At 66.4% G+C, this 17,304-nt stretch carries 18 protein-coding genes; 3 read left to right on the top strand and 15 right to left on the bottom strand.

Going from position 1 to position 17,304, the window contains the following annotated elements; all coding sequences use genetic code 11:
• Positions 1-22: 22 nt before the first annotated feature.
• The 5 genes from G6N43_RS18455 to G6N43_RS18475 form a co-directional block, all read right to left on the bottom strand.
• On the bottom strand, positions 23-979 hold the full coding sequence (locus G6N43_RS18455; RefSeq protein ID WP_083149565.1) for a DUF58 domain-containing protein: 957 nt from the start codon (positions 977-979) through the stop codon (positions 23-25).
• Positions 976-2,124 carry a chaperone MoxR1 gene (gene moxR1 / locus G6N43_RS18460; protein ID WP_083149566.1) on the bottom strand — a complete coding sequence of 383 codons (1,149 nt, stop codon included), beginning with the start codon at positions 2,122-2,124 and terminating at the stop codon, positions 976-978. Before moxR1 ends, G6N43_RS18455 begins: the two co-directional genes overlap by 4 nt.
• A 175-nt stretch (positions 2,125-2,299) precedes the next feature.
• Positions 2,300-2,962, bottom strand: coding sequence for an NlpC/P60 family peptidoglycan endopeptidase RipB (gene ripB / locus G6N43_RS18465; RefSeq protein ID WP_083149760.1), 663 nt, complete (start codon positions 2,960-2,962; stop codon positions 2,300-2,302).
• A 53-nt stretch (positions 2,963-3,015) separates the two neighbouring features.
• Positions 3,016-4,437: an NlpC/P60 family peptidoglycan endopeptidase RipA gene (ripA, locus tag G6N43_RS18470; RefSeq protein WP_083149567.1), complete on the bottom strand. Its 1,422-nt coding sequence runs from the start codon at positions 4,435-4,437 to the stop codon at positions 3,016-3,018.
• 202 nt (positions 4,438-4,639) lie between these two features.
• Positions 4,640-5,197: an Rv1476 family membrane protein gene (locus tag G6N43_RS18475; protein ID WP_083149568.1), complete on the bottom strand. Its 558-nt coding sequence runs from the start codon at positions 5,195-5,197 to the stop codon at positions 4,640-4,642.
• Positions 5,198-5,357: 160 nt separating this feature from the next.
• Between G6N43_RS18475 and acnA the strand changes: the two genes are divergently transcribed.
• Both acnA and G6N43_RS18485 read left to right on the top strand, forming a co-directional pair.
• Complete coding sequence (acnA, locus tag G6N43_RS18480) at positions 5,358-8,162, top strand: aconitate hydratase AcnA (RefSeq protein WP_083149569.1); 2,805 nt, start codon at positions 5,358-5,360, stop codon at positions 8,160-8,162.
• 3 nt (positions 8,163-8,165) lie between these two features.
• Positions 8,166-8,747, top strand: a complete 582-nt coding sequence (locus G6N43_RS18485; protein ID WP_083149570.1) for a TetR/AcrR family transcriptional regulator — start codon at positions 8,166-8,168, stop codon at positions 8,745-8,747.
• Here G6N43_RS18485 and G6N43_RS30550 read toward each other — a convergent pair.
• From G6N43_RS30550 to G6N43_RS18535, 10 genes are all read right to left on the bottom strand, one after another.
• A complete protein-coding gene (locus G6N43_RS30550; RefSeq protein WP_083149571.1) occupies positions 8,738-8,935 on the bottom strand; it encodes a helix-turn-helix domain-containing protein in 198 nt (65 codons plus the stop codon). The two genes, G6N43_RS18485 and G6N43_RS30550, sit on opposite strands and share 10 nt — an antisense overlap.
• A gap of 99 nt (positions 8,936-9,034) precedes the next feature.
• On the bottom strand, positions 9,035-10,663 hold the full coding sequence (locus G6N43_RS18495; protein ID WP_083149572.1) for an ABC-F family ATP-binding cassette domain-containing protein: 1,629 nt from the start codon (positions 10,661-10,663) through the stop codon (positions 9,035-9,037).
• 12 nt (positions 10,664-10,675) lie between these two features.
• Positions 10,676-11,533, bottom strand: a complete 858-nt coding sequence (locus G6N43_RS18500) for an enoyl-CoA hydratase (RefSeq protein WP_083149573.1) — start codon at positions 11,531-11,533, stop codon at positions 10,676-10,678.
• An 18-nt stretch (positions 11,534-11,551) separates the two neighbouring features.
• Positions 11,552-11,917 (bottom strand): thioredoxin, encoded by a 366-nt coding sequence (gene trxA, locus G6N43_RS18505; RefSeq protein ID WP_083149574.1) that lies wholly within the window; start codon positions 11,915-11,917, stop codon positions 11,552-11,554.
• Between the two features lie 78 nt (positions 11,918-11,995).
• A complete protein-coding gene (locus G6N43_RS18510) occupies positions 11,996-12,235 on the bottom strand; it encodes an anti-sigma factor family protein (protein WP_179967887.1) in 240 nt (79 codons plus the stop codon).
• Positions 12,232-12,867 carry an RNA polymerase sigma factor gene (locus G6N43_RS18515; RefSeq protein ID WP_083149575.1) on the bottom strand — a complete coding sequence of 212 codons (636 nt, stop codon included), beginning with the start codon at positions 12,865-12,867 and terminating at the stop codon, positions 12,232-12,234. The genes G6N43_RS18510 and G6N43_RS18515 overlap by 4 nt, the downstream gene beginning before the upstream one ends.
• The gene (locus tag G6N43_RS18520; RefSeq protein ID WP_234810007.1) at positions 12,864-13,508 is read right to left on the bottom strand and encodes a hypothetical protein; all 645 of its coding nucleotides are present in this window, start codon (positions 13,506-13,508) and stop codon (positions 12,864-12,866) included. Before G6N43_RS18520 ends, G6N43_RS18515 begins: the two co-directional genes overlap by 4 nt.
• A 24-nt stretch (positions 13,509-13,532) precedes the next feature.
• A complete protein-coding gene (locus G6N43_RS18525) occupies positions 13,533-14,087 on the bottom strand; it encodes a hypothetical protein (RefSeq protein ID WP_083149577.1) in 555 nt (184 codons plus the stop codon).
• A gap of 28 nt (positions 14,088-14,115) precedes the next feature.
• Positions 14,116-15,831: an MOSC and FAD-binding oxidoreductase domain-containing protein gene (locus G6N43_RS18530; RefSeq protein ID WP_083149578.1), complete on the bottom strand. Its 1,716-nt coding sequence runs from the start codon at positions 15,829-15,831 to the stop codon at positions 14,116-14,118.
• Positions 15,828-16,343: a CGNR zinc finger domain-containing protein gene (locus G6N43_RS18535; protein WP_083149579.1), complete on the bottom strand. Its 516-nt coding sequence runs from the start codon at positions 16,341-16,343 to the stop codon at positions 15,828-15,830. Before G6N43_RS18535 ends, G6N43_RS18530 begins: the two co-directional genes overlap by 4 nt.
• Positions 16,344-16,428: 85 nt before the next feature.
• Here G6N43_RS18535 and G6N43_RS18540 point away from each other — a divergent pair, with 85 nt between their 5' ends.
• Positions 16,429-17,298: an alpha/beta fold hydrolase gene (locus tag G6N43_RS18540; RefSeq protein WP_083149580.1), complete on the top strand. Its 870-nt coding sequence runs from the start codon at positions 16,429-16,431 to the stop codon at positions 17,296-17,298.
• The last annotated feature ends 6 nt before the right edge of the window (positions 17,299-17,304 follow it).

The raw sequence follows: 17,304 nt of genomic DNA on the forward strand, positions 1-17,304 counted from the left end.
CTTAGCATTTCACGTCGAGCCCTCAGGCGCGGCCAGCCAGGGCCAGGCGCCGGGTGGCGACGAACCGGACCACGTCGGCGATCCAGTCCCTGTCGGTGCGCAGCGACAGCAGCGGTGCATCGCAGCGTCGCAGCGTCCGCGCCACCTCGGCCCGGTGGGCCGCCGCCGCCTTCGCGAAGTCGTCGCGCAGCTGCGGATCGATGGTGAACTCACGGGTCCGGCCGGTCTCGGTGTCCTGCAGGACGACGTCACCGACGGGCGGCAGTTCCACGTCGCGCGGATCGAGCACCTCGATACCCAACACCTCGTGCCTACCGGCAATGGCCCGCAGCGGGCGCATCCAGTTGATCGGGCCGAGGAAGTCGCTGATGATGACCGCCATGCCGCGGCGACGTTCGGGCCTGCGCAGGGCGTCGATGGCGGCCGCCAGATCGCCGCGCACACCCGGGGGCGCCTTCGGCATCGTGGCGATGGCCCGCAGCACCTCCTGCTCGTGCATCCGCCCCGACAGCGCGGGAACCCGGCGCATCGTGTCGCCGTTGGCGATGATGGCGCCGATCCGGTTGCCTCCGCCGCTGTTGAGGAAGGTGATCGCCGCCGCCGCGGCCACGGCCAGGTCGCGCTTCTCGCAGCCCACGGTGCCGAAGTCCAGGCTCGCCGAAACGTCGACGACGAGCCAGGTCTCGAGTTCGCGGTCGGCGATCATCTGGCGCACATGCGGATGCGTCGTGCGGGCGGTGACCGACCAGTCCATCCGGCGCACGTCGTCGCCGGGCTGGTACAGCCGCGATTCGCCGGGTTCCGAACCCGGGCCGGGCAGCAGGCCGAGGTGGTCACCGTGCAGCACGCCGTCGAGCTTGCGACGCACGGTCAGCTCGAGCTTGCGCAGCGCCGCCGTCAGCGCGGGATCACGGATCTCCCCGCGCTTGAGCGACGGCAGATCGACTTGGCGCGTCGGTCGGCCTGGTGTTTGAGTCACCGACCGCTGGCCGCAGCCGCCGCAGCAGGCATCACGGGCGGCACCGAATGTCCTTGCTGCGGAATGGCATTGACCTGCGGCAGGCCAACAGTCTGCAGGATCCGGGTGATCACCGTCTCGGACGAGATCTCGTCGGCCAACGCGTCGTACGTCAGCACTAGGCGGTGGCGCAGCACATCCGGGATCACCTCGACGACGTCCTGCGGGATGACGTAGTCACGCCCACGCACCAGCGCGAGCGCACGGGACGCCGCGATGATGCCCAGCGAGGCACGCGGTGAGGCGCCGTAGGCGATCCACGCCTTCGCATCCGGCATGCCGAACTTCTCGGGCTCGCGCGTCGCGGTGACGACCCGCACCACGTAGTCCACCAGCGCGTGGTGCACGAAGTTGTTGGAGGCGACGTCCTGCAGGCGAAGCAGGTCGTTGGGGCCGAGCACCTGCTTGGGCTCGGGCGGCTTGACACCCATCCGGTAGATGATCTCGCGCTCTTCCTCGGGCGTCGGATAGTCGATGTTGAGCTTGAACAGGAAGCGGTCGCGCTGCGCCTCGGGCAGCGCGTAGACGCCCTCCTGCTCGATCGGGTTCTGCGTGGCCATCACCAGGAACGGCGCGGGCAGCGGGAACGTCTTGCCGCCGATCGAGATCTTGCGCTCGGCCATGACCTCGAGCAGCGCCGACTGCACCTTTGCCGGGGCACGGTTGATCTCGTCGGCGAGCAGGAAGTTCACCACGACGGGACCGAGTTCGATGTCGAACTCCTCCTTGCCCTGGCGGTAAATCCGGGTGCCGACGATGTCGGTGGGCACCAGGTCGGGGGTGAACTGGATACGCGCGAACGTGCCACCCACGACCTTGGCGAACGTCTCGACGGCCAGCGTCTTGGCCACGCCGGGCACGCCTTCGAGGAGCACGTGGCCCTTCGCGAGCAGGCCGACGAGCATCCGCTCGACCAGCTGGTCCTGGCCCACGATGATCCGCTTGACCTCGAAGATCGCGCGCTCGAGGGTGTGGACCTCCTGTTGGAGGCCCCCGTTGTTGACCGGTGCGGAGTGCGATCCGCCCGGGCCGGGGGGGTAACCCTGCGCGGGGCCCTGCCCGGAATACCCTCCGGCGCCCTGCGGCGGCCCACTCGGTGACGTCATCAACGGTCCTCCCACATCGGTATATGGCCGGTCTTCGGCCTCGGCGGCACCTTGTCCGCCGCATGCTCGTCGTCAACTATTCCAGGCACGTGGGCATCCGTCGACGTTGCCCGGCCGCGTGGCGCCCACATGAGCAGCATTGCTAGCAGCAGCTCAGGGTTTGCTCAGCTGTCGCTCAGGTTTCGATTATTCGCGCCACATACGGCTGCAGGCCCGCGGTACGCACCGGGCTGACGGTGACCTTGCCTGCGTTGCCACCGGACTCGAGCATCTTGCCGCCGCCGAGGTAGAGCGCGACGTGCTGGCTGCCGCCGGGGCCCCAGAACAACAGATCGCCGCGCTTGGCCTGGCTCGTGGGCACCTTGCGCCCGGTGTTGTATTGATCGCCGGAGTACTTCGGGATCAGCACGCCGACGCCCGCGAACGCGAACTGGGTGAAGCCAGAGCAGTCGTAGCCGACGATGTTGGCGCCGGAGTCGACGCCGGTGCTCGGCCCGGTGGGCTTGCCGCCGCCCCAGGAGTACGGGGTGCCGATCTGGGAGGCGCCGCGCCGGATGACGTACTCGATGGCCTGGGGCCCGCGCACCCGGCCGGGCGCGACGCTGGCCGTCGCCGGCGGGCCGAAGCCGAGCGTGGCTAGGAACTTGCGGCCGAGATCCATCGTGGCCTCGGTGGCCTGTGCCGTCGCCGCCAGTGACGCGTTGGCGATGGACAGCGGATCCCCCGGCGCGCCCGCGCTGAGGATCTTCGGCAGCGTGGGATCCCATTGACCGTCATCGGGCGCCGCCGCGGCGGGCAGTGCCGCGCCGACGGCGACAGCTATCGCTGCAACCACCATCAGAATGCCGGACAGGAACCGAAATCGCCTGAAGTGCAAAACAACCCTTCTCGTCACCATTCGATGAGACGTGTCGCGTACGGGGTCATGCCGCTGGTGCGCACTGGCGAGACCTTGACGACCGAACCGGTGTACGGGGCCTCGATCATCTTTCCGTCGCCGAGATACAGGGCGACGTGCTGACTGGCGTTGGGTCCCCAGAAGAGCATGTCGCCACGGCGTGCCTCCGCAGAGGGCACCTTGCGGCCCGCGTTGTACTGCGAACCCGAGTAGTGGTCCAGCTTGATACCGACACCCGCGAACGCGTAGAGCATCAGCCCCGAACAGTCGAAACCGACTGTGTTGGCACCGGAGTCGATGCCCCGGCTCTTGCCCGCGGCGTTACCGCCACCCCATGAGTACGGCACCCCTAGCTGCGACATGGCGCGCTGGATCACGTATTCGGTTGCCTGCCTCCCGTAGACGTGCGGGATGGCGCCGTTGTTGGTGTAGCCGGTCGGAGTGGGCAACAGGCCGAGCTTCTGCAGGAAGCTGCGCCCGAGGTCCTGCGTCACCTGTGCCGAGGTCGCCGCGTAGCCGAGGATCTGGTTGATGATCGCAATCGGGTCCCCGCTGACGAAGGCGCTGGGGATCGCGGGCAGGAACGGATCCCACGGCGTGTCCCAGTTGCCCGTGGCCGGGTCGACCCGCTGTGGGCCGCGGTCCCAGTCCGCCGCGGGGTTCGACGGGCCCGTCGCGGCCGATGCCGGCTGGGCGGGGGCGTTCGCTGCTGGGGCCGCCCACTTGCGGGCCTCGTCCAGCTTCGCTTGTGCGGCAGCGCGTTCGGCCTTCAGGCGGTCCATTTCGACCTGCTGAGCACGGAACGTCTCCTGCGCCTCGGTGAGCGCATCTACCGCGTCCTGTTGGCTGGCCTCCGCGTCGAGAACCGCCTGGTCGGCGTTCTGTTTGGCCAGTCGCGCCGCCGACTCCTTGTTCACCTGCTCGGTGCGCGCGCGCTTCAGGTCGGCGATCACCCGCTGGGTGCTGACCGCCAGCGTCTGTCCGGTTGCCGCGGTCTTGAGGATGTCGCTCGGGTCGGTGGCGGTCAGATACGAACTCGACGGACCGTTGATGTAGGTCGCGGCCGCGAACGTGTCGAACCGCTGCTGCGCGGCCTCGATCGCGATGTCGGCGTCCTTGACGCGCTGTGTCGCGGCGTCGAGTTCGCGCTGCGCGGCGGCGGCGTTGTCACGCGCGGTCTGCACATCGACGATCGCCTTGTTGACGCTTTCCTGCTTCTGCAGGATCGCTGCGCCGAGGTCCTCCAGCTTCTGGTTGACGTTGGCGACCGCGGCGACCAGCGACCCGATGCTGTCTGCGGCAGCCGGTGGCGGCACGGCCAATCCCGGTGTGACGAACAGCATGCCGGCGGTGAGGGGAATCGCGCAGACCCGCCCGCATAGCTGCGCAGCAGAGGCGCTAGAGGTGCGTCTCATTGGACAAGGTCTCCTATGGCTAAACGCGAAGTCACAGAAGTCACATCTGCAACATCAGCTACAGAATGCACCGTACGTCACAACTGACGCCAAGGAAACTTTAGTCACAAACTACAAGTTTGTAATTGCGAATAGCGTTATCGGGCCGTGATATTCGCTTCGCTGGAATTACGCAAAAGCCCAGCGCCATGGCGCTTTTCGGCTATGAGTGGGTGTTCTGCCGTTTAGCGCGGTTCTGCAACATTCGCGTAGCCACGGCCGCCGCAATCACCAGCAATACGACCACAATCGTGAAGGTCGTCCACGGGAAATGTTGGGTCGTCAACTCGCTGACGAAATTCTTCGATCCCTGCACCGCACCGCGGCCCTCCGCGACGTCCTGGCCCGCTTCCAACGTCACCCGGTCATAGGTGGTGCTGAAGGTGCCGGACTCCGTCGGGCTGAGCACCAACACCGTCGACCCCGGGTATGCCTCCCCCACTTCGGTGGCGACGTCGCGCAGCGGGGTGTCGATCGGCGGGTTCTGATCGACCACGACGATCTTGAGGTCGATGCCCTTCTGCTTGGCCTCGGCGACGACGTCGGCCAGGCCGGCGTTCTCCGGAGTCGGCGATGCGCTCACGCCGTCGTCCTTGATGTCGGCGATGACGAGGTTCATACACTCGTCGACCGGAGTCGTCGCCGGATCCTTACCGACCGGCCCGCACACATCGGTGGGGATGTACGTCGGCAGGAACGGAATTTCTTGCGGTCCGATCACACGAGAACCGTACGTGATGGGTATAGGACTGGGTGGCAGCACGCGCGCACGTGGAGAAGACTAAGACCACCCTGGGTTTATTTACAGGACAAGCGTACTGTTAGAGTCGAGGAGCGCCGCAGACACAGCCCGTCGCGGCGAGATCTAGCCGGGAGTTGATGTGAGCAGCAAAGATTCGGTTAATTCGTTCGGAGCCCGCGACACGCTGAAGGTTGGGGACGCCAGCTACGAGATCTATCGCCTGGACGCAGTGCCCGGTACCGAGAAACTCCCCTACAGCCTCAAGGTGCTCGCCGAGAATCTGCTGCGCACCGAGGACGGCGCCAACATCACCAAGGACCACATCGAGGCGATCGCGAACTGGGATCCATCAGCCGATCCCAGCGTCGAGATCCAGTTCACCCCCGCCCGGGTGATCATGCAGGACTTCACCGGCGTGCCGTGCATCGTCGACCTCGCCACCATGCGCGAGGCCGTCGCCGAGCTCGGCGGCGACCCGAACAAGGTCAACCCGCTGGCGCCCGCTGACCTGGTGATCGACCACTCGGTGATCGCCGACTTGTTCGGTACCGCCAACGCTTTCGAGCGCAACGTCGAAATCGAGTACGAGCGCAACGGTGAGCGTTATCAGTTCCTGCGTTGGGGCCAGGGCGCTTTCAACGACTTCAAGGTCGTGCCACCGGGCACCGGCATCGTGCACCAGGTCAACATCGAGTACCTGGCCAGCGTGGTGATGTCGCGCGACGGCGTGGCCTACCCCGACACCTGCGTGGGCACCGACAGCCACACGACGATGGAGAACGGGCTCGGCGTCCTGGGCTGGGGCGTCGGCGGCATCGAGGCCGAGGCGGCCATGCTGGGTCAGCCGGTGTCGATGCTGATCCCGCGCGTCGTTGGCTTCAAGCTGTCCGGTGAGCGCCGTCCCGGCGTGACCGCCACCGACGTCGTGCTCACCGTCACCGACATGCTGCGCAAGCACGGCGTGGTCGGCAAGTTCGTCGAGTTCTACGGCGAAGGCGTCGCCGAGGTGCCGCTCGCCAACCGCGCCACGCTGGGCAACATGAGCCCCGAATTCGGTTCCACCGCAGCGATCTTCCCGATCGACGAGGTCACCATCGACTACCTGAGGTTGACCGGCCGCAGCGACGAGCAGCTGGCGCTCGTCGAGGCGTACGCCAAGGAGCAGGGGCTGTGGCACGACCCGTCGCGCGAGCCGAAGTTCTCCGAGTACATCGAGCTGGACCTGTCCGACGTGGTGCCGTCGATCGCGGGGCCCAAGCGTCCGCAGGACCGCATCGAGCTGACCGACGCGAAGAACGCCTTCCGCAAGGACATCCACAACTACGTCGAAGAGAACCTGCCCGTCGAGCACACCAAGGTCGATGAGGCCGTTGAGGAATCGTTCCCGGCCAGCGATCCCGTGTCGCTGTCCTTCGCCGATGAGGACGCCGTCGTGCCGTCCGCGGCGGCCAACTCGAACGGCAGGCCGAGCAAGCCCGTGGAGATCAAGAACTCCGAACGGGGCGACTGCATCATCGATCACGGCGCCGTGGTGATCGCGGCGATCACGTCCTGTACCAACACCTCCAACCCCGAGGTGATGCTCGGCGCCGCCCTGCTCGCCAAGAACGCAGTCGAGAAAGGCCTGGCCACCAAGCCGTGGGTCAAGACCACGATGGCGCCCGGTTCTCAGGTCGTCACCGACTACTACGACAAGGCCGGCCTGTGGCCGTATCTGGAGAAGCTCGGCTTCTACCTCGTCGGCTATGGCTGCACGACGTGCATCGGCAACTCGGGTCCGCTGCCCGAGGACATCAGCAAGGCGATCAACGACGCCGACCTGTCGGTGACCGCGGTGCTGTCGGGTAACCGCAACTTCGAGGGACGCATCAACCCCGACGTGAAGATGAACTATCTGGCGTCCCCGCCGCTGGTCATCGCCTACGCGCTCGCGGGAACCATGGACTTCGACTTCGAGTCCGAGCCGCTGGGCAAGGACAACGACGGCAACGACGTGTTCCTCAAGGACATCTGGCCGTCGCAGAAGGACATCGACGACACCATCGCCTCGGCGATCAACACCGAGATGTTCCGGAAGAACTACGCCGACGTGTTCAAGGGTGACGACCGCTGGCGCAACCTGCCGACGCCCAGCGGCAACACCTTCGAATGGGACGACAAGTCGACGTACGTGCGCAAGCCACCGTACTTCGACGGGATGCCCGCCGAGCCGGAGCCGGTGACCGACATCAAGGGCGCCAGAGTGCTCGCCCTGCTAGGTGATTCGGTGACCACCGACCACATTTCCCCTGCGGGCAGCATCAAGCCGGGTACCCCGGCCGCGCAGTATCTCGATTCGCACGGCGTCGACAAGAAGGACTACAACTCCTACGGCTCACGCCGCGGCAACCACGAGGTGATGATCCGGGGCACGTTCGCCAATATCCGGTTGCGCAACCAGCTGCTCGACGACGTGTCGGGCGGGTACACCCGCGACTTCACCAAGGGCGGCGAGCAGGCGTTCATCTACGACGCCGCGCAGAACTACGCGGCGGCGGGGATCCCGCTGGTCGTGCTCGGCGGCAAGGAGTACGGATCGGGATCGTCGCGCGACTGGGCGGCCAAGGGCACGTCGCTGCTCGGTGTGCGCGCGGTGATCACCGAATCGTTCGAGCGCATCCACCGGTCGAACCTGATCGGTATGGGTGTCATCCCGCTGCAGTTCCCGGAGGGCGAATCGGCGGCGTCGTTGAAGCTGGACGGCACCGAGACGTTCGACATCACCGGGATCGAGGAGCTCAACAACGGCAAGACGCCCAAAACGGTGCACGTTACGGCGACGAAGGACGACGGCACGAAGGTCGAGTTCGACGCGGTGGTGCGCATCGACACACCCGGTGAGGCCGACTACTACCGCAACGGCGGCATTCTGCAGTACGTCCTGCGCAACATGCTGCGGTCGTAAGCAATGCCGCGGGTCACCGACGACCATTTGGCGGCGCGCCGTCGGCAGATTCTTGACGGTGCCCGGCGGTGCTTCGCGGAGTACGGCTACGACAAGGCGACCGTGCGACGGCTCGAGCAGACGATCGGGCTGTCGCGCGGCGCCATCTTTCACCACTTCCGCGACAAGGACACACTGTTCTTCGAGCTGGCGCGCGAGGACGCCGAACGGATGGCGGACGTGGCGTCACGCGAAGGCCTCGTCCAGGTGATGAGGGACATGCTCGCGGCGCCTGAGCAGTTCGATTGGCTGGCCACCCGATTGGAGATCGCACGCAAGCTGCGCAACGACCCCGAGTTCCACCGGGGTTGGATGGAGCGCTCTGCCGAACTGTCGGCGGCCACCACCGCGCGGCTGCGCCGCCAGAAACAGGCGGGCCGGCTACGCGACGACGTGCCGAGTGCGGTGTTGCAGACGTACCTCGATCTCGTCCTCGACGGCCTCGTGGCGCGGCTGGCTTCGGGCGACGATCCCGAAAAGCTCAGCGGCGTACTGGACCTCGTAGAGGCGTCGCTGCGTCAGGCGCAGCCCGACGGTCAGCCGTAATGTTTGCGGCTGCGGTGATTCGGACCCCCGCGGCTGCGCATCGTAGTCCCTGACTCACGCAGCATGCTGTGAATCGATCCGTATGAACGACCAGTCGACGCCACCAGCGTGCGAATGCTCGCGCCCCCTTCGTATGCACTCCTCAATTCGTTGAGAAGTTCATCCCTGTCCTTGGTCAGTTTCTTCATCGACACCTCCCCGTGCGATTGATTCCCGACGCATACCCAGCGTAGGAAGCAGTTACACCGCGGAGGCGAAAATCGGTGAAACGGTTCTGCTTTTCCGGCTCAGGCCAGCTCGATGAGATCCCGGTAGTCGTCGGACCAGAAGTCCTCGGTGCCGTCGGGCAGCAGCACCACCCGCTGCGGGTTCAGCGCTTCGGCCGCGCCCGGATCGTGCGTCACCAGTACGACCGCGCCGACATAGCTGCGCAGCGCGTCGAGCACCTGTTCACGCGAGGCGGGATCGAGGTTGTTGGTCGGCTCGTCGAGCAGCAGGACGTTGGCCGTCGACGCGACGAGGCCGGCCAGGGCCAACCTGGTCTTCTCACCACCCGACAGCGTGCCGGCAGGCTGCTCGAGCTGCGGACCGCTGAACATGAACGCGCCCAACAGGCCCCGCAGATCCTGCTCGCCGGTGTCGGGTGCCGCATGACGGATGTTCTCCCACACCGTCGCGCGGTCGTCGAGCGTGTCGTGCTCCTGTGCGAAGTAGCCGAGCTTCAGTCCGTGCCCGGGTTCGAGCGTGCCCGCGTCCGGTGTCTCGGCGCCCGCCAGCAGCCGCAGCAGCGTCGTCTTACCCGCGCCGTTGAGGCCAAGGACCACGACACGCGATCCGCGGTCGATGGCCAGGTCCACGCCGGTGAACACCTCCAGCGAGCCGTAGTTCTTCGTCAGACCCTTCGCGACAAGCGGGACGCGACCGCAGGGCGCGGGCGTCGGGAACTTGATCCGGGCCACCTTGTCGGCGACCCGTTCCTCGTCCAACGCGGCCATCATCCGGTCGGCGCGGCGCAACATGTTCTGCGCGGCAACAGCTTTGGTGGCCTTGGCGCCCATCTTGGCGGCCTGGTTACGCAGCGCGGTGGCCTTGCGTTCGGCGTTGGCCCGTTCGCGGCGGCGACGCTGTTCGTCGGTGGCGCGCGCGTCGAGATACTTCTGCCAACCCATGTTGTAGACGTCGACCTCACCGCGCACCGCGTCGAGGAACCAGACCCGGTTGACGACCTCGGCCAACAGGTCGACGTTGTGGCTGATGATGATGAGCCCGCCCTTGTGCTGATGCAGGAACTCGCGCAGCCAGCCGATCGAGTCGGCGTCGAGGTGGTTGGTGGGTTCGTCGAGCAGCAGCGTGGTGGACGACCCTGCCCCGGTGTCCGACGCGGCGAACAGGATGCGCGCCAGCTCCACCCGTCGGCGCTGCCCGCCGGACAGCGTGCGCAGGGGCTGGGTCAGAACCCGTTCGGGTAGACCGAGACTCGCGCAGATACGACCGGCCTCGCTTTCGGCGGCGTATCCGCCGAGCGCGGCGAACCGTTCTTCGAGTTGGCCGTAACGCCGAACCGCCTTGTCGCGTGCGGCGTCGTCGGCGACCTCGGCCATCAACGCCTGCTGCTTCTCCAGGTCGGCCAGCAGCGTGTCCAGTCCGCGGGCGGACAACACGCGGTCGCGGGCCAGGACGTCGAGATCGCCCTCTCTGGGATCCTGTGGCAGATAACCGATTTCGCCGGTGCGGCTGATCGAGCCCGCGTACGGTTCACCTTCGCCTGCCAGGATCCGCATCGTGGTCGTCTTGCCCGCGCCGTTGCGGCCGACCAGCCCGATGCGGTCACCGGGTTGCACCCGCAGCGCGGCACCTTCGGTCGATAGCAGCGTGCGCGCGCCTGCGCGGACCTCGAGGTCCGTTGCGGTGATCACGCTGCTCTCCCGTTACTTGTCGTCTGTGAAGACCGGGGACCGTCGTTCGGCGCGCGCGGCTACCGCTTCTTCGAAATTGGCGGTGAGCAGTCGGACGAAGAGTTGTCCCAGGCCTTCGGCCTGCATATGAGCCTCAAGGCTACCGGCGTCCAGTCCACTCCATAGCGTGCGCTTGGTCAACTCGATTCCTGGCCGGGAGAACGACGCGATCCGCTCGCCCATTTCGTAGCAGACCTCGAGCAGGTCGGCGTCGGGTACGGCTTGCGACACCAGCCCGATGCGCGCGGCCTCCCCGGCGTCGACGTCGCGTCCGGTGAGCATCAGCTCGAACGCCCGCGACGTCCCGATCGCGCGGGGCAGCAGGTAGGACAGCCCCAGCTCGCTGGCGGTCAGGCCGTTGTTGATGCCGGCGGCGCGGAAATACGCCCCAGCTGCGGCGATGCGGATATCGCAGGCCAGCGCAAGACACAGTCCCCCGCCGATGGCCGCACCGTTGACCGCCGCGATGACGGGCTGATGCATCTTGCGCAGGGCGAGGATGATGTCGTCGAGCACCTGCATCGACCGCAGTGCGAAGGTGGGCCGGGTCAGGCCGTCGACGTGCGGCACCGAGCCGGCCGACTTGTGGTCCGCACCCGACGAGAAACCACGCCCCGCCCCTGTGAGGACTATCACCCGCACGGAGTTGTCGTAGTTGAGGTCGTCGAGGACCTTCTTCAGTGGAACCATGACGTCGAACGCCATAGAGTTCATCCGCTCGGGGCGGTTGAGCGTCACCAGCGCGACGTTGGGCCGCGGCCGGTCGACGAGGACGAAACGGTCTTCTGCAGGGCCTGACTGAGGGCCTGAGTGCTCGCTCACGGACTGCACGCTATCGCGTGCAACCGCTTAGTTCGGTTGACCGTTCTCCTGCGCGGCGATCGCCGCGTCCACGTCGAACGCCTTCACCTGCTGAACGAGGTCCTCCAGCGCGGCGGGCGGAAGGGCGCCGGCCTGGTTGAACACCAGCTTTCCCTTCTTGAACACCATCAGCGTGGGGATGGAGCGGATCTCAGCTGCGGCCGCCAGCTGCTGCTCGGCCTCGGTGTCGACCTTCGCGTAGACGACGTCGGGATGCTGCTCAGAGGATGCAGCGAACGTCGGGGCGAAAGCCTTACACGGGCCGCACCAGGACGCCCAGAAGTCCACCAGCACGATGTCGTTGCCCGTGATGGTGTCGTTGAATTCTTCAGCGGTGATGTCTCTGGTAGCCACGCTTCTCCTAACGTCGGGCTCGAGCACTCTGTTCCCAGTATGTGGTCAAGGCAAAACAGCCATGGCCGTTCGGCCGGTTCAGTGGAAGTCCCTGAAGGCGTCGAGCAGACGTTTCCGGAAGGCCGGATCGAGCTCGTCGTCGCGGATCCTGCCGACGGTTTCAACGGTCTCACGGAACTGCTGAAGGTAGTTCTCGCAGCCTTCGCATTCGAGTAGGTGACGGTCGAAACGGGCCCGGGTGTCCGGATCCAGCGCCCTGTCGAGGTAGGCGGTCACCAGCTCGACGAGTTCGTTGCAGTCCATCGCGTAGTCGGTCATGATGCGGCCTCCGCCAGATAGTCCTCGAGCGCCAGCCGGACGACGGCCCTGCCGCGGTGCAACAGCACCCGTTGGTTGGCCACGCTGATGTCGAGCAACTCGCACACTTCTTTCGAGTCGAACCCGAGCATGTCGCGCAGCGCGACCACGATCCGCTGCCGCTGCGGCAGCTTGTCGATTTCACGGCGGGCCACCTCGACGAGCTCGCCACCCAACACCGAGCCCTCGGGGGTGTCGGGGAACGTTTGCGGCACCTGGTCCGGTTTCCAGTGACCGGGATATGGGTCGTCGGCGTCCCGGAAACGGGAGGGGTCCACCGTGCCGCCGGTGTACGCCGCGATCGCCGCGTCCGCGTCGCGGCGCTCCCTCTTCCCGCGGGCCTTGGCGATGTTGATCATCACGCTGAAAAGCCAAGTGCGCAAAGAGGATCGGCCTTCGAATCCGTCGATCCCCTTGATCAGCGCGATCCACGTCTCCTGGACCACCTCTTCGGCGATCTCGTGGCTGGACACGTATCCGTGGGCCACGCGCAGCAGGGCGGGTGTGTGTTGGTCCACCAGGTGCGCGAAGACGGTCTCGTCACCGGCGCGTAGCGCGGCGACGAGTCCGGATTCGTCGACGGCGGCGATCAAGATGCCTTCGACAACTCACGACGGCCGCGTTCGAAGAAGTCGACGATGCTGCTGGTGAGATCGTCGACATTCCTGGCGTGGTCCAGCGGGTAAAGCGCGCCGAACGGTGCATTCCAGAACGGGCCCGTCGGCACCGTCCACGGGCCCACGTACGCGTACGGCAGCGGGTGCTGGTCGTCGCCCGCGGAGACGCCGTAGTTCACCTCGTTGTCGGTCACAGCCACATCGAAGTGCTCGGGCCAGAGCACCGGATGACATTGGGGCAGAAAGGTCTTCAGCGCGTAGCCGCCGGCGTAGTGGCTTCGGTTGACCCATTCCGCGGCCTCGGGGTCGAGCCGCAGATCGATGTCGGGAGGAAGCGGATCGACGATCGGATACACGTCATCGGGTGGACCCGCGACGATGCCCGCAGCGTCGGCGATCCAACTCATCGGTCCCTCCAGCCGCACCGCGTCGTTGGGCAGCACCAGATCGATGCCGTGCACCGCGACCGGGATGGTCACCGCCGCGAAGCCGTCCGGGCGCACGGCCAGCCGGATCGTTCCCGACGATCGGTACTGCGGACCGGCGATCAGGCTTTCGGCCACCCCACGCAGTTGGCGGCGGGTGCCGACGTAGGTCGCCTCGAAGCTCACACTCACTGAGTTACCAGATCGCGCCCGGCGTTACAGGGCGTTTCCCGCTGCGTTTGCGGCCGATGCGGCGGCCCGGTCGGCGTTCGTCAACAACTGCGCCTGCCATTTCGGCACCCAGAACAATTCGACCAGCAGTGCCGCGAGATAGATGACCGATGCCACGGTGTTGCCCCATGAGCCGGCCACCGAATCCCAGATCGCCGTCCCCACCGCGACGGCGAGAATCACGATGAGTAACCAGCGCCACATCCTTTTCTCGGCGGCGGCGTGTAGTCCGCGGCTGTAGTCGATGACGGGTTGCGCCAGCCGGGCGTCATCGATAGCCTCGCCGCGCCGCACCGCCCGTGCCACTCTGACGCGCACGTCGCCGGTCAACTCCTTCGCGCCGGGCCAGTACCGCGCCATGCGGCGGGCCATCCAGATTCCGTAGAACGTGCCGACGACGACGAACACGATCACCGCGGCAAGCCAGAAACCCGAATCGAGCCACGCCAACATTCCGAGGCAGAGTCCGACGACGACGCCGATCGTCAGCGTCCGAACGACGAACCCACCGCGCCACACGACGGCTGGAATCGTGACCACCGGACAAGTGTGACGGACGTCGGCGGTTTCACAGGTCCAACACGACTTCCGCCCGCGGTTGGGCCGAACAGATCAGCACGGTCCCGTCGGTCGGTGTTTCGAGCGGCTGCTGCGTGTAGGTGATCGCGCCGTCCACGAGCGCGGTGGCGCAGACATGACATACGCCGCTGCGGCAGGAGAACCGTGTCGGGACGTCACACGCCTCGGCGAGTTCGAGGATGCTGTCGTAGCTGTCCGACCAGTTGACGGTGATCCCGCTGCGCGCGAATGCGACCGGCGGCCCGGTGCCCGGCGGCGCGGCTGGCAGGTGCGGTGCCGTGTGTGGCGTATCGGTGATGCCCGGGTTGATCGGCGGCAGCGCGCCGAACAGTTCGGTGCGGATCCGGGTCTGATCGATACCCGCCGACGCCAACGCGTCGCGCATGTCCGCCATGAAGAGCACGGGCCCACACAGATAGGCGGCGGCGTCGGTGGGCAGGCCGAGCGCGGCGATCGCCGCCGCGTCGGGTCGACCGGACTCCGCCGTAAAGAACACGCGCTGATGCGCGTTGGTCAGCGACTCCATCAGCTCGCCGACTTCCTCGCTGAACGCGAGGCTTTCGGCGTCGCGGGTGATATGCAGCCACCAGATCTCCCGCGCACTGCGCCGCGTTGCGAGCTCATGCAGCATCGCGAGCACGGGTGTGATGCCGATTCCCGCCGACACGAGCACGACCGGTTCCGCCCCGTCGGTCAGATAGAAGTCACCGCGCGGGGCAGCGGCCTGCACAAGGGTGCCTGCGCGGACGTTGTCGTGAATCCAGCTGCTGACGTGACCGTGTTCTTCGCGTTTCACGCTGATCCGGTAGCGCGTCCCCGCACCGGAGTTCGACAACGAGTAGCTGCGCAGCGGTGCGGGATCACCGGCAGGGAACCGCAGCGTCAGGAATTGGCCAGGACGCGCGACCGGCAATGCGGCACCGTCGGTGGCTTCCAGCTCGATCGACAGCACGGCGGAGTTCTCCCGGCGGGTTTGCGCGACACGCAGGGTGTGAAAGCCGCTCCACCCCGGTTCGACGCCGATCGGCGGTGGCATCGCCGGCTTGTCGTTCTCCGCGAGGAGTTCCGCGAAGGACTGCCGCCAGCCCGGGCTCAGCGCGGGTACGTCGACCGCGCGCCGGAGCATGCCCACGTCGCGGTCGGGCAGATACAACAGCGCATCGATGTCGGCGACGCTCAGTTCGTGGCGGCCACGCCGTGTCCGTACGATCTCGTCGCCCGCCGCGACAAGACCTTCTTCGATGACGCGGAAGTAGAAGCCCGGGCGATGGTGGGCCACAAGGAGATTGGGCATCTCGGGTTCGCCGAGGCGCATGCCGACCCGAAAACACGTCACCCGTGGTTGAGTGACCTCGAACTCGGCGTGGCCGATCCGATACCTGTCGCCGATGCAGACCTCCTCATCGCTCAGCCCGGTGATCGTCAAGTTCTCGCCGAACATCCCGGGGCGCAGGTCGTCGCGTCCGAAGTGACGCCGCCAATGGTCGTATGACTCGGTCTGATACACCATCACCGCGCGTTGTTCGCCGCCGTGGCCGGCCAGGTCGCCCTGGCCGTCGCCGTCGATGTTGAGCCGACGCACCATCACCGGGCCCGCCACGGGCTTCTTGTAGATGCCGGTGTGAACGGTCCTGCCCCGCCACGCCACATCGGTGGGCATGCCCACGTTGACAGACACCACCGTCGGTGGGCCCGGCGCCGTCATGCGTCGACCGCACGTGCGCGACGGTAGTGCCGACGGGCCTTCATCCGGTTTCCGCAGATGGCCATCGAACACCAGCGGGCGGTATTGGGCTTGCTGCGGTCGATGAGGAACAGCTGGCATTCGGTATTCGCACACGGCCGTAGCCGGCCGGGACTCGAGATCCGCAGGGCATCCCAGGCCAGCACGGCGCGCGCCGCACCGGTGGCACCCCCCTCGAGTCGCCAGTCCAACCCGTCGCCGTCCACGACGGGTCGCAAACGAACGTCCGCCACGAATCGGTTGAGCGCTTTGGGCCCGATCTCGCCACGCACCACCCTCTGCAATGCGGATCGCGCCTCGAGCAGCGAGGCTTCCTCGTCTTTTGTGGCGGCGATGCCGTGGGCACGCATCCAGGCTTTCGCCGCAGTCGAATTCGCGAGGCCGTCGTGCACGATGCCGTCGACCACAGGCGTTGTGTTGAGTAGGTCCAGCAATAACGCCTCGTCGGACGGGCCTACTGCCACCAGATCCATGTCTAACCTCCAAAGTGCTATTGACAGGTTACATCACGAGGAGTTCACTGTCACTAACTGCTAAAACTACTTAAAGGAGTTAGTCATGGGAGTCCAGGTCCACCATCGCTACGCCACCGTCGGCGGCCATCGGCTGTTCTACCGCGAGGCGGGTCCAGCGGACGCGCCGGCGTTGGTCCTGCTGCACGGCTTTCCGACGAGTTCGTTCATGTTCCGCGACCTGATCCCCCGGCTGGCCGATCACTACCACGTGATCGCACCGGACCACCTCGGCTTCGGACTGTCCGACGCACCCGGCGTCGACGAATTCGACTACACCTTCGATGCGTTGACCGATCTCACCGACGGACTGCTCGACCAGCTGGGACTGACCCGGTACGCGATCTACGTCCAGGATTACGGCGCCCCGATCGGATGGCGGTTGGCCCTACGCCGCCCGCAGGCGATCACCGCGATCGTCACGCAGAACGGCAACGGCTACGACGACGGCTTCGTCGAGAGCTTCTGGGCCTCGGTGTGGGACTACCACCGCGAGCAGAACCCCGAAACCGAGGCGACCGTGCGCACGGCGCTCAGCGTCGAGGGAATCCGGTGGCAGTACGTGACCGGCGTCAGTGACGAATCGCTCGTCAGCCCTGACACCTGGATGCATGACTTCGCGTTGGTGAGTCGGCCCGGTAACGACGAGATCCAGCTCAAGCTGTTCCGCGACTACGCGACCAACGCGCCCATGTACCCGGCCCTGCACGAGTACCTGCGCACCAGCGGAGTGCCGGTGCTCGCGGTGTGGGGTGAGGGCGACCCGATCTTCGGGCCGGACGGCGCCCGTGCCTTCGGTAAGGACGCGCCGGACGCCGAGATCCACCTGCTCGACGGCGGCCACTTCCTGTTGGAGACCGCTGCCGAGGAGGTCACCGGCCTGATCCGCGACTTCCTGCATCGAACCACTACATAGCGAAAG

Origin of the sequence: Mycolicibacterium moriokaense (genome assembly GCF_010726085.1) — a bacterium.
Lineage (GTDB): Bacteria > Actinomycetota > Actinomycetes > Mycobacteriales > Mycobacteriaceae > Mycobacterium > Mycobacterium moriokaense.